The sequence below is a fragment of the Phyllobacterium sp. CCNWLW183 genome (genome assembly GCF_037203775.1).
In the GTDB taxonomy this organism is placed as follows: Bacteria; Pseudomonadota; Alphaproteobacteria; order Rhizobiales; family Rhizobiaceae; genus Phyllobacterium; species Phyllobacterium ifriqiyense.
This window is the reverse complement of the sequence record NZ_JBBCBN010000004.1, coordinates 1-12,182: the sequence shown is the minus strand read 5'-3', so window position 1 is coordinate 12,182 and position 12,182 is coordinate 1. Positions and strand designations below refer to the sequence as shown.

Genomic DNA, 12,182 nt, shown 5'->3' with positions numbered 1-12,182 from the left:
CCGGGTTCATTTTCATAAATGAGAAACGGAGGATGAGCGAAAGCTCATTCTCCACTCCAGAAACATTTATATCATTGTTTTGGCGATTTCCAAGCGGACTAAATCCAGCCGCCGCCATAAGTGCGGTAGAAAATATGCTGCCCGATTTTATCGATGCGCTTCATTGTATGGGCCCAATTTGCCCGCACGTAGGTCGCATGATAATGCGTGGCCGAACCAATTTCGGGTAGGAATATACGGCCCGAAGTAACAGCCATGGCGATTTCCTGCGCGACTTTCCACTGCTTGGGTTCGGTTACATGCAGCTTGCGGCCTTCACAGGCAAACGAGAACTGGCAGCGATTGATCCAGTCATCATTCTGATAAACGACGTTACAGATTGTTTTCGGATAGGCAGGATTTCGCACGCGGTTGAGAATAACCTGCGCCACCGCAGCCTGGCCTTTTACACTCTCGCTTCTTGCCTCAAAATAAATGCCCGTTGCCAGGCATTTTTGCTCCGCAGCAGTGAAGACAATCGGAGGCAAAGGAGTAGCCAGCCAATTATGATCGCCTTTTCCAAGTTGCGGAATGAAGCGGCCTGCCTGCTTTGGTTCGGCAAGAATGGAATCAAACGGTGATGTTTTCGAATAATCGGGAGCAGCCGGAGCATAACCAAGGGCCAGCACATCGGGCTTGTCATTATTGATCAGGCTTGCCAGCATCGAAGCGTCCGGCTCGATTTTCTCAGGCGAGCGATTGTGAAACGCAAGAGCGATCTCGATTTCCTTGCCCGCGATTTTTGGCTTGGCAAAAGCCATATCGACTTCAATGCCGTGCGTTGGCCGGATTATCATGCTTTGACGTTGCAATATCGATCCGGCGCTGAAAGCTTTTGGTGGCGCTTTCTTGCTGATCGAAACAATACGCCCCTGCTTTTCCGCCCGGTTGATCCGTGCCTCGTCAGGAGTGGCGCCCAATGCCTTGCTCGAGCCATTGATGGCCACTGAGCCTATTCCCGGTGCATTGGCGCCGCTGGCGGGAATTGATCCGGTGGCTATCCTGTCCACAAAGGACATATTTGCCTTTTGTACGGAGCCTGCCGGAGATTTTTCCAAGTAAGACGACCAGCGCCCCTGCCCTGATTCGGACCCGGAAAGCAGGCTTGCCATATCCTGATAGGCAACCACTGTCGGAGACAACAAATATATCGCTGCACCAATAAGGACTGGACCTAGATATTTGCGATTTGCCTGTTTTGAAAATGGCTGGCCTTTGCGGCGGGCACTGGAATCCCGCAAAACCTTATAGAAACGCACGCCGATACCCCACACTCACGACCGAACACTATGGTCATAAAAATGAAGCATTAACCTTGATGGAGAGTTAACGAAGGCCGCTGAAACGATGTGTTGTTAAAGTTTCCGTGGCTTGAGCAACTCCTCGTGCCACGGAAAACTACCAGCCTTAGCGCTTTTTCTTCGCCCGGCCCGCAAAGGGATTGTCCGATGTGCGCAATACAAGCCGGATAGGCACGCCGTGAATATCGAAAGTTTCACGGATACCATTGGCCAGATAGCGGACATAGGAGGTGGGGAACGCGTCGGGACGCGAGCATGAAATGACAAAACCCGGCGGCCGTGTCTTGACCTGCGTTATATATTTGATCTTCAGGCGGCGACCCGCCACGGCGGGAGGCGGATGATGGGCAAGTACCCCTTCCAGCCAGCGATTGAGGCGACCGGTGGAAATACGGCGATTCCAGATTTCGTCAGTCGAGGCTACAGCGGCCATGAGCTTGTCGATACCCTGATTGCGCTCACCCGAGATCGGCACGGCGCGAATACCGCGAACCTGCGGCAAAAGTCGTTCGGTCTTCTCACGCAGATCGGCCAGAACCATCTGGCGATTTTCGACGAGATCCCACTTGTTGAAAGCGATGATCGGCGCGCGGCCCTCACGAATGATCAGATCGACAATCTGCAAATCCTGCTTTTCAAAAGGAATTGTCGCGTCGAGGACGATAATGACGACCTCGGCGAAGCGAATGGCGCGCAGCGCATCGCCCACGGAAAGCTTTTCCAGCTTGCCCTGAACGCGCGACTTGCGGCGCAGACCTGCCGTGTCAAAAAGCTTGATCTTGCGGCCATTCCACTCCCAATCGACCGAGATGGAATCGCGCGTAATGCCAGCTTCCGGACCTGTCAGCAGACGGTCCTCGCCAAGCATCGTATTGACCAGCGTCGACTTGCCGGCATTTGGACGCCCGACAATGGCGATGCGCAGCGGCTTTGACGAATCATAGCTCGGAATGTCTTCGGCGTCCGGATCGTCAATATCATCGCCGATCAGATCATCCATACCGCGCGGCGTAGCCGGGATGGTTACAGCGACGGAATCATCTGCATTGGCATCGACAGGCAGATACTCGTCCGGGAAGACCCGCTCCTCACCCATGGTCTCGACAATGGCGTCGCGCAGATCCGGAAAGCCCTGACCATGCTCGGCAGAAATCGGGCATGGTTCGCCAAGTCCGAGCTGATAACTGTCATACATGCCGGATTCGGCACCACGTGCTTCCGCCTTATTGGCAACGAGAATAACCGGCTTGCCTGATCGGCGGACAAGATCGGCAAAGGTAACGTCTGTTGGTGTCACACCCGCTTTGGCATCGACAAGGAAAAGAATGAGATCGGCTTCACCAATGGCAAGCTCCGTCTGGGCGCGCATGCGGCCTTCGAGCGAATCGGATGCGACCTCTTCAAGACCCGCCGTATCGATGACATCGAATCTCAAATCGTAGAGCTTGGCCGCATTGACGCGGCGATCGCGGGTAACACCGGGGAGATCGTCGACGAGCGCGATTTTCCTACCGACCAGACGGTTGAACAGAGTGGACTTTCCGACATTCGGACGGCCGATAATTGCAAGGGTAAAGCTCATCGGCTTAATATTCCTAATTCTTAATTAGCCAGCGGCCGCAGCGGGCGTGGCGCCAGTGCTTTTAAGCATGTCCAGCATTGTATCAGCAAACTGACGTATATTGGCGGGAGCCGCCTGATCATCGGAAATCTGCTTGAAGAGTTTGGTTGCATCAGCACCGCGACCGGCTTTCCAGGCAGCAAGACCAAGAGCCTCACGCGCGGAGTGGCGCATCGGGTTGCTATCCGACGACAGCGCTTCAACACGACCCGCCACGTCATCATAAGAACCCGTATCCACCAGAATGAGGGCGGCACGCAGCTTTGCCAGATCACGAATGGCCTGCGGCACGGATGTGTCAGCAGAAACCTTGTCGAAGGCAGCAACTGCACCGGCAAGATCACCCTTTTGCGCAATCACACCGGCGGCGCGCATGCGAGCCAACACCGGATAAGCGCCATAACCATCTTTTTCAAGCTGATCGAGCGTCTTCAGGGCTTCGTCATTCTTGCCATCACGGACAAGGTTAAGCGCTGCCAGGAATTGATCGCCGGACTTTGAAGCTTCTCTTTCAGTCCAGTATTCGTAAAAGGCAAAACCAGCGGTACCGATGACGATCGCGACAACGCCGCCTATTAGCAAAGTGCTATAGCGCGCCCAGAACGCCCGCATCTTATCGGAGCGCAGTTCCTCATTTACTTCACGGAAAAAGCCGTCGTCAGTCATGGTGCCTCATGAATAGTTATCGCGCGACGGCCATGGGCAGTCACGCAAGGAGTTCAGGGGGCTTTTAGTCGGAAACTGCGCGCGATGTAAGGGGCTTGCTTAAATTAGCCGTCACATTGGTGAAACACCGATCAAAAGAACGTGCAATTTCCAGATAAACAGGACGTAAAGCACAAGGCCAATGACAATGGCGATGACATCATTGGTCACGGGTCCGGGCGTAATGACTGCAGGGGCAAGCCCAGCGCGCGCCTGACGCTTGAGCGCGATACGATCAAACACCGCCCAGGCAAGAAAGGACAAAAACAGGATAAGCGAAGCAAGATCGCCATTGGCCAGAAGATGCGCGAGCGCCCAGGTCTTGATGGATATCAACATGGGGTGCTTCAGCGCGGGCTTGATACGGCCGGGCTTTGCAATGAAAACGCCAAGAAAGACGAAGGCAAACAGCATCAGCAGCAAGGTGATGTGTTTCATCCAGACCGGAGGTTCGTAGAGTATCGGTGCCTCCAGCCGGGCCATGCCAAAGCCCCAAACCAACAGGGCAAGGCCGACGACAGACACCAGAGAATAAAGGCCTTTCCATTTGCCTTCTCCCCACTGCTCCATCTTGGCAAGCCGCCAGCGCGGCGCGACAATGCGCACTGAATGTATTCCCAGAAAAATGATGATTCCGATAATCATGACCAGCATGGCTTGTCCCCTTTTGTAACGGCACTCTACAGGGTGATTAGAATGGTTCCAACGTAAAGCATTGCGGTGGATCGCCGCGTCCGATCATCGCCACAATTGACCTGTAGCGACAGTGCTCCCTGTGGAGCTGACCTGACATCATGCAAATTTTTACCCGGATCGTTGCCGCATCGGCAGCTTTTGCAATGGCTTCGCCTGCCTATGCTGATGGTGCGACCGGACTGCGCGGCTCTATTGGTGTAAAACCACAATATGTGCTGATCTCATTTGACAATGCCGGTAGCAATGCACTTTGGGACCGTGCATTTAATCTTGCGCAGCGTTCCAACGCCAAATTTACCTATTTTCTCTCCTGCGTCTTTCTGATCGATCATTCCGACCGCAAGAGCTATCAGGCACCGGGCAAAGCTTCTGGCCGTTCCAATATTGGCTTTGCCTCTTCAAAAGAAGATATTGCAAAGCGTCTCGATAATATCTGGCGGGCGCGCAATGAAGGCCATGAGATTGGCAGCCATGCCTGCGGCCATTTCGATGGCAAGAACTGGACCAAGGCCGAATGGGAAAGTGAGCTTGTCACCTATCGACAAGTGTTGAGCGATGCCTGGACAAAATATGGCACCGGCCCGGAACCGGAAGGATGGAAGAATTTCGTTGCAAAGGAGATTCGCGGCTTTCGCGCTCCCTATCTTTCAGAAAGCCCGGCCCTGATTGCCGCTTTGAAAGATCAGGGCTTCACCTTTGATGGCAGCGGCGTTTCCAAAGGCCCCGCTTTGCCGTTGCATGCGGGTGGACTTTACCAGTTTGGCCTACCGACAATCGCCGAAGGACCGCAGAACCGGCCCGTGATCGCCATGGATTATAATATGTTTGTGCGTCATTCCGGCGGCTTCGAGCGTACAGACCACATGGGCGAGTTTGAGAATCGGGCCTATGAGGCATTCAAGGGCGCATTTGAGCGGCAATATCAGGGCAAACGCATTCCTTTCCAGATCGGACTACATTTCACACTGATGAATGGCGATGCCTATTGGCGCGCGCTGGAGCGCTTTACTGCCGAGGTGTGTACGAAAGCCGACGTACGCTGCACGACCTATAGCGATTATCTGAAAGAAACCGGCGGCGTGGAAGCTGCCTCCACGCCCGATCTGACACAGCCGCAAACCGGCGGCGGAATTTAACCGCCGGCCGTTTTGGATAATCCTGTCAAACCTCGCTGGTTTCCCGTTCCAAATAGCGTTGGTCGATTTCGGGGAGTGGCTTCCCCTCAAGTGTCGCCTCAAACGCTCTGAGGCGCTTATGGATCGACTGGAGTTCCACGATTGTCGACCAAGAGTTGACAAGGTATTGAAATGACTCGGTCACCTGCGAAAAACCTACGCGAATTTGTTGATAGATGCCGAAAGTTATTGTTCCTGCAGCAATGGTCGGTACTAGCACCAGCAGGCCAAAAACCACGTCTGCTTGAAGGTAGACGTATCGAGCCACGTTGAAATAAACATAGTGAAAATAGAGCCGAAAGTAATTGCGACGGACATTCGCGAATAACTCCTGAACTGTCGGCGGCTGTGCCCGTTCCGGCTCATCTTCACCTAAAACAAGCTCCTTCCGGTAGGCAGCCTCAACCCGCTGATTACGGAAGTGTAGACCCGGCAGTTTGATGCCGACTATAGCCAGCATTCCTGTGCCTAGAATGGACCAAGCTAAAGCAGCAAAAACCAGCGGATACGGTATAACACCAACTATAGGGAGCGCTGTAATATGCTGGGAAAGGCCTGCCAAAAGTGGCAGGAAGGCAATTAACGTCATTACCGACTGAACAAGTGAAACACCAAGATCTTCGAGAATAGAAGAAAACCGCATCGTGTCTTCCTGAACACGCTGCGAAGCGCCTTCAATATGTCGCAAGCGATCCCAATGAGCAATGTAGTAGTTATTCATTGCCGTGCGCCATCGGAACACGTAATGGCTGGTGAAAAACAGTGTTAAAACTGCTACAGCGATGGCGATACATGCGATAACTACGAAGGTTACTACACCGGCATATAGTTGAATTGGTTGGACAGAACCTTTCGTTGTCAAAGCGCTCTGGATAAGGTCGTAATACTCCCCACGCCAACTATTAAGCACGACGGAAACCTGCACTGAAAAATAAGTTGAGAATAGGATCAGCGCCGAACCCAGAATGGACCAGTTCTGCCAAGGATGAGGGGCATACCAACTCCAAAACGCGTAGAACCCTGCAACGAATGCAGCAAAATAAATATATAGCCAAAGATAAGGTTTGGTCACAAAAGCCGAGATGCCAATCACCGGTGGTGCATCGGGTGCAGCTGGCGGCAGACCAAAATAAGCACCAAGCTGCTCGCCTGCAAAAATCCAGAACAAAACCGCAAACAACGCCCACAGGACAGCTGATGTGAAAAACAGCTTGGGCTTGGGAAAAAATGAAACGAACACCGTCGTGACCCTCGTAAAAATTATGCAAATCGCAGTGCTACGAGTTGCACAAGTTTTCCAGCACGAATAGGGCAAACCGTGAGTTGGCGTAATTAAATTACCGTAATGATGGGTGTTCTTGACAGCTATTGCATGTTTGAAGAATGCACTTCGAATTCCGAAAGCTGTCCAGCGGCATTCGCGTTATGCGTGGTTCGACAAGCTCACCATGAGGAAAGTGGGTGGGTTGCAAGCTTATCATCAATGTTTCAGCTACATCGCAAATGCGACCTCCCTGCAATCACCTGCCCTCCTCATGGTGAGCTTGTCGAACCACGCAATATAGAAATGCAGTTTGGATCAGCCCGCCACTTTCCGACCCGCAGAAAATGCAAAGAATGAGCCAATCACCAACCCCGCTGCTGCAAGCAGCGTGGATGAGGTGAAATTACCGCTGATATCGGCAAGATAACCGGCAATCAAAGGTCCAACGATCTGTCCGATACCAAAGGCCGCCGTTGTGATCGCCATCATCCGGCGTGGGGATTGCGGTACGAGCTGACGCCCTGCCTGAAACACGAAGGCGGTAATGACCATGATCGTGAGGCCTAACAGCAAGCCCCCGATAAGTGGGCCAATGGGAGATGGCAGGATGACGCTGCCTGCAACACCACCGGCCAGTGCAAGCAGGCTGAAAGCAAGGGATGTAAAGGGACCGGCGCGGCGCAGCACGGGGTTCCAGATCCAGACTGAGAATATGCCCGCAAAGCCGGTGCAAAGCCACACGAAAGCTTCTGTCGAGGCGCTGCCCTCATTGGCCCGGACAATGGCCATGATGAAGGTTGCGGTGATGACATAGCCAATGCCGAACAGCGCATAGGCTATATTGAGCTTGATGAATTCTGCCGTCCAGGCGATGGCCGGTTCCTTGATGTCCGCGCCGGTGCGCAGCGGTCCTTCGCGGATTAACAAGGCAACTGCGATCAAGCCAAGCGTGGAAAGGACTGCCGCGCCTACCCAATCGGCACGCCAGCCATAGCCGGTGAATGCGACCAGCGCCACCAGCATAGCTGACAAGGCGATACCGGTACCGACACCGCCAAAATGCAGAGCTTGCAGATCCAACCTGCCTGCAGCGCCGAGGTGACTGAATACAATCGTCGCGGCGAAAACCAGCATGAAAGCGCTGGCCATGCCTGCAAGAAAGCGGATGACAGAAAACAGCAGCACATTTTCCGTAAGGCTCATTGCCAGGCACAAGGCGGCGCTTGCGGCAAGCGAGCCAAGCATGACTTTGCGCTCAATGCCTGCCGCCCACGCGTAACCGGCAACAATCGCACCAACGAGATAGCCAAGGAAATTCGCCGAGGCGATGATGCCTGCATCACCGGCGGAAAGACCAAGATCGCTCATCATGCCGGGTAGAATAGGCGTATAGACAAAACGACCGATACCCATGCCAATAGCCATAGCAACCAGCCCGCCGAGGGCGAAGCGAAGTGGAGATGCGGTGCCTGAATTCATGCGCGGACATTATCCCTGCTTGCCGCAGAGACAAGACAATTAATTTGATAGCTGCATCGACCCCGATTGATGGTTGCTGATAGCAACGAGTTGCCAGCGCCAGCACTTCGATATTTTTCGCTTGCAATACTTAGGATTTTACCTAAGTATTTCTCAATCGACATGTGAGGACTCGCAGATCCATGCCCACCGCTACCGCACTGGCTGCTTCGCCACGACCCATCGATGCCGTTTTCCGGGCATTGGCCGACCCGACACGGCGACGTGTGCTTGAACGGCTCGTCAGCAGCCCTGCCTCGGTCAGCGAACTGGCGGAGCCATTCAATATGGCGCTGCCTTCCTTCGTTGAACATTTGCGGGTTCTTGAAAGCAGCGGGCTGGTCAATTCGCAGAAGAAAGGGCGGATCCGAACCTACCATATCGAAGCGGAACCAATGAGGCTTGCCGAAAACTGGCTTTCCCAACAACGGACCCTGTGGGAACGCCGTCTCGATCAACTTGACGATTACATGCTTACACTCAAGGAGGAAAACACGTGACTTATGATTTGAAAGTTGATCCAAAGCTCGATCTCGTTCTGGAGCGGACTATCGATGTGCCGCGCGCGCTCGTATGGAAGTGCTGGACGATGCCGGAACATGTCAGCAAGTGGTTTACGCCGAAACCCTGGACCATTTCCGATTGTGAGATTGATCTGCGTCCGGGCGGGATTTTCCGCACGGTAATGAATGGTCCCGATGGAGAACAGTCGATCAATTATGGTTGCTATCTGGATATAGTGCCAAATGAACGTTTGATCTGGACCGACGCCCTGTTGCCTGGATACCGCCCTGCCGAAAATCCATTCCTGACCGCCGTTCTTCTGCTCAAGGACGAAGGAAGCGGCACGCGCTATACTGCCGTGGCGATTCACCGCGATCAAACCACGCGCGACCGGCACGAGGAAATGGGCTTTTATGACGGCTGGGGCACGGTGCTGGACCAGATGATCGAATATTCGAAGACCCTCTGATTTAGAAATGCCAAGGGGTGATTCAACGGATCGTCGCCTTTAGCGTCAGTCTTGTCGCTGGACGGATTGACCTTCGCCACGGCGTGCCTATATTCAACCTGCACGTTCTCAGGGCGGGGTGTAATTCCCCACCGGCGGTAGCAGGTAGAAATGCCTGAAGCCCGCGAGCGCTTCCAGCACCCGCTGGAAGGTCAGCAGATCCGGTCCAATTCCGGAGCCGACGGTATAGTCCGGATGAAAGAGAGCAAGCATTGGCAAGATCCCGCCACAGGTGGGGTCTGATCTGTGCGTGTTCGCCCAAAGGGATCATTGAAAAATGGCAAAACCCTGAAAGGCCTGATAAATGACTATTGTTTCCCATCCTTCTACTAAAATCGCCATCATCCGCGCACGCTGGCATGCGGATATTGTCGACCAGTGCGTCAACTCATTCGTTGAGCAATGGGCGGCACTTGGCGGTGATCGCTCCGATGTCGAAATCTTCGACGTTCCGGGCGCGCTCGAAATACCGCTCCATGCACAGACATTGATCTCAACCGGCAAATTCTCGGCCGTTCTCGGCACGGCTTTCGTGGTTGATGGCGGTATTTATCGCCATGATTTCGTTGCCGGAACCGTGCTGGATGCAATGATGCGCGTTCAACTCGACAGCGGCATTCCCGTACTATCCGCAGTTCTCACTCCCCATAATTTCCAGGAGTCGGCAGCCCATATCGCCTTCTTCAAGGATCATTTTGTCATCAAGGGTGTGGAAGCTGCCAATGCATGCTCGCAGATATTGCAGGCCCGCGCTAAGCTTGCGATGATTGACGCCTGACAAGGCAGAATATGCATCTGGGAGGATCGACGTGAAGACCAAGAAGATTATCAATGACGGCGCCAATGCTGTCGACGAAATGCTGGAAGGGGTGCTTGCCGCCCACTCCGCAAAGGTCTTTGCGCTCGATCATTCTCCCCGCTCAATTATTGCCCGGGACGGCCCCCGCCCCGGCAAGGTCGGCATGGTGATCGGCGGCGGCTCGGGACACGAGCCATCATTTCTCGGATTTGTCGGCAAGGGTCTTGCTGATGCCGCCGCTATCGGCAATGTCTTTGCCTCGCCGCCGCCTGACCCGATTATTGAATGCACCAAGGCAGTCAATAATGGCGCCGGGGTGCTTTACATGTATGGCAATTATGCTGGCGACGTGATGAATTTCGACATGGCGGCGGAAATGGTCGCCATGGAGGATATTGAAGTTCGTACCGTGCTGACGACCGATGATGTCGCCTCCGCTCCTGCCGATCAACGTGACAAACGACGCGGCGTTGCCGGCAACGTCTTCGTGTTCAAGGCTGCCGGAGCCGCTTGCGACAAGATGCTGCCGATTGATGAATGCGAGCGGATTGCCCGCAAGGCCAATGACCGCACTTTCACCTTTGGCGTGGCGCTTTCGCCCTGTTCACTCCCCCAGACACTCAAACCGAATTTCACGCTTGGTGAAGATGAAATGGAAGTCGGCATGGGAATCCATGGCGAGCCTGGTATCTCCAAAGAAAAGCTGAAACCGGCTGATGCCATCACCGATGAATTGATGGACAAGATATTGGATGAAATGGCCGCACCGAAAGGGGACCGCGTGGCTGTGATTGTCAATTCGCTCGGCTCAACGCCTCTCATGGAATTATATATCATGATGCGGCAGGTGAAAAAACGGCTGGATCAGGCCGGGCTTGCGCTGCACTTGAGCCTTGTCGGCAATTATTGCACCTCGTTGGAGATGGCCGGCGCTTCGATTACCGTCATGCATCTGGACGCGGAATTGCAGGAGATGATCGATCATCCGTGCGATTGCGCCATGTTTCGGGCGGGCTGATCAATGAGCGAAATTACCGCTGCAAATCTGATTTCCATGTTTGCGGAAATCGCCAAGGCCATGGCTGAATCCAAGGCACATTTGTGCGAGCTTGATGGCGTTATTGGCGATGCCGATCACGGCATAGCCATGGATCTGGGCTTTTTAACCGTTGCAACCAATCTCGCCGCGCTGGATATTACCGCAGCCGATCCCACAACCGTATTCAACACAGCGGCCAAGTCGTTTCTCAACGCTGTCGGCGCTTCCTCCGGCCCGCTTTATGCGACCGCATTCATGCGCGCTGGAGCAAGTGTTAAGGGCAAAACCGTACTAACTGCATCGGACTTTGCCGATGCCTTCATCGCCATGGCGAAGGGCATTCAGGATCGCGGCAAGGCGGAAATTGGCGACAAGACGATGATCGACGCATGGGTGCCCGCTGCCGAGGCATTGGAGAGCGCAAAGACACAAGGGGCTTCATTGGCGGAAATATTGGACAAAGCGGGTAAAGCCGCCGAGGCCGGAGCAGAAGCAACCAAGGCGATGATCGCTTCAAAGGGGCGCTCCGCCCGTCTTGGCGAGCGCGCCATTGGCCATATTGATCCGGGCGCCGCTTCAGCAGCCATACTCATCAGAGCCATGGGCAAGGGATTGGGTTAGCAAATTGCATTAGTAGAGTGCGTGGTTCGCCCTTCGACAAGCTCAGGATGGCTCACCATGAGGGAGGTGGTTGATTGCAGGGAGCAAGTTTTGCGAGGTTATTGCAACCAATAACTTCCCTCATGGTGAGCCATCCTGAGCTTGTCGAAGGGCGAACCACGCACAAAGCTAAAGCTAAGGCTGCTCGCTATTTACTTCCCCGCATCCAACCTGTCGATTGCCTCGACATTACCTGCTGATGCGCCTTGTGGATCGAATTCGGATTCCAGCCATTTATCCACGATAGCCTTGGCAAGTTCCGGGCCGATAACCCTCGCGCCCATGGTGATGATCTGCGCATTGTTGGATTTGGCAGCGCGCTCGGCGGAATAGGTATCATGGGTCAGCGCGGC

13 protein-coding genes and 1 riboswitch are annotated in these 12,182 nt (G+C 54.0%); of the genes, 6 read left to right on the top strand and 7 right to left on the bottom strand.

The window, feature by feature from the left end:
* Positions 1-98: 98 nt before the first annotated feature.
* The 4 genes from V9K95_RS10405 to V9K95_RS10390 form a co-directional block, all read right to left on the bottom strand.
* Positions 99-1,298, bottom strand: coding sequence for a cell wall hydrolase (locus V9K95_RS10405; RefSeq protein ID WP_442958555.1), 1,200 nt, complete (start codon positions 1,296-1,298; stop codon positions 99-101).
* A 148-nt stretch (positions 1,299-1,446) separates the two neighbouring features.
* Positions 1,447-2,922, bottom strand: a complete 1,476-nt coding sequence (der, locus tag V9K95_RS10400) for a ribosome biogenesis GTPase Der (protein ID WP_336440749.1) — start codon at positions 2,920-2,922, stop codon at positions 1,447-1,449.
* Between the two features lie 24 nt (positions 2,923-2,946).
* Positions 2,947-3,627, bottom strand: a complete 681-nt coding sequence (locus V9K95_RS10395) for a tetratricopeptide repeat protein (protein WP_115052161.1) — start codon at positions 3,625-3,627, stop codon at positions 2,947-2,949.
* A gap of 111 nt (positions 3,628-3,738) precedes the next feature.
* Positions 3,739-4,320, bottom strand: coding sequence for an NnrU family protein (locus V9K95_RS10390; protein ID WP_115052162.1), 582 nt, complete (start codon positions 4,318-4,320; stop codon positions 3,739-3,741).
* 140 nt (positions 4,321-4,460) lie between these two features.
* Here V9K95_RS10390 and V9K95_RS10385 point away from each other — a divergent pair, with 140 nt between their 5' ends.
* Positions 4,461-5,498: a polysaccharide deacetylase family protein gene (locus V9K95_RS10385; RefSeq protein ID WP_336440748.1), complete on the top strand. Its 1,038-nt coding sequence runs from the start codon at positions 4,461-4,463 to the stop codon at positions 5,496-5,498.
* Between the two features lie 25 nt (positions 5,499-5,523).
* Here the strand turns inward: V9K95_RS10385 and sbmA are convergent, their stop codons facing one another.
* A complete protein-coding gene (sbmA, locus tag V9K95_RS10380; protein ID WP_336440747.1) occupies positions 5,524-6,777 on the bottom strand; it encodes a peptide antibiotic transporter SbmA in 1,254 nt (417 codons plus the stop codon).
* 339 nt (positions 6,778-7,116) lie between these two features.
* A complete protein-coding gene (locus V9K95_RS10375; RefSeq protein ID WP_115052165.1) occupies positions 7,117-8,280 on the bottom strand; it encodes a YbfB/YjiJ family MFS transporter in 1,164 nt (387 codons plus the stop codon).
* A 182-nt stretch (positions 8,281-8,462) separates the two neighbouring features.
* On the opposite strand from V9K95_RS10375, the gene V9K95_RS10370 reads away from it, so the two are divergent.
* The 5 genes from V9K95_RS10370 to dhaL all read left to right on the top strand — a co-directional run bounded on the left by V9K95_RS10370 (position 8,463) and on the right by dhaL (position 11,790).
* A complete protein-coding gene (locus tag V9K95_RS10370; RefSeq protein ID WP_336440746.1) occupies positions 8,463-8,819 on the top strand; it encodes an ArsR/SmtB family transcription factor in 357 nt (118 codons plus the stop codon).
* A complete protein-coding gene (locus tag V9K95_RS10365; RefSeq protein WP_307283190.1) occupies positions 8,816-9,292 on the top strand; it encodes an SRPBCC family protein in 477 nt (158 codons plus the stop codon). The genes V9K95_RS10370 and V9K95_RS10365 overlap by 4 nt, the downstream gene beginning before the upstream one ends.
* Before the next feature lie 100 nt (positions 9,293-9,392).
* Positions 9,393-9,542, top strand: a riboswitch (FMN riboswitch).
* A 93-nt stretch (positions 9,543-9,635) separates the two neighbouring features.
* Positions 9,636-10,109 carry a 6,7-dimethyl-8-ribityllumazine synthase gene (locus V9K95_RS10360; RefSeq protein ID WP_115052168.1) on the top strand — a complete coding sequence of 158 codons (474 nt, stop codon included), beginning with the start codon at positions 9,636-9,638 and terminating at the stop codon, positions 10,107-10,109.
* Positions 10,110-10,140: 31 nt separating this feature from the next.
* Positions 10,141-11,148, top strand: coding sequence for a dihydroxyacetone kinase subunit DhaK (locus tag V9K95_RS10355; protein WP_307283185.1), 1,008 nt, complete (start codon positions 10,141-10,143; stop codon positions 11,146-11,148).
* Positions 11,149-11,151: 3 nt separating this feature from the next.
* Positions 11,152-11,790 (top strand): dihydroxyacetone kinase subunit DhaL, encoded by a 639-nt coding sequence (gene dhaL / locus V9K95_RS10350; protein WP_336440745.1) that lies wholly within the window; start codon positions 11,152-11,154, stop codon positions 11,788-11,790.
* Positions 11,791-11,981: 191 nt separating this feature from the next.
* Here the strand turns inward: dhaL and V9K95_RS10345 are convergent.
* The coding region (locus tag V9K95_RS10345) for an RpiB/LacA/LacB family sugar-phosphate isomerase (RefSeq protein ID WP_336440744.1) at positions 11,982-12,182 on the bottom strand (201 nt) is incomplete at its 5' end.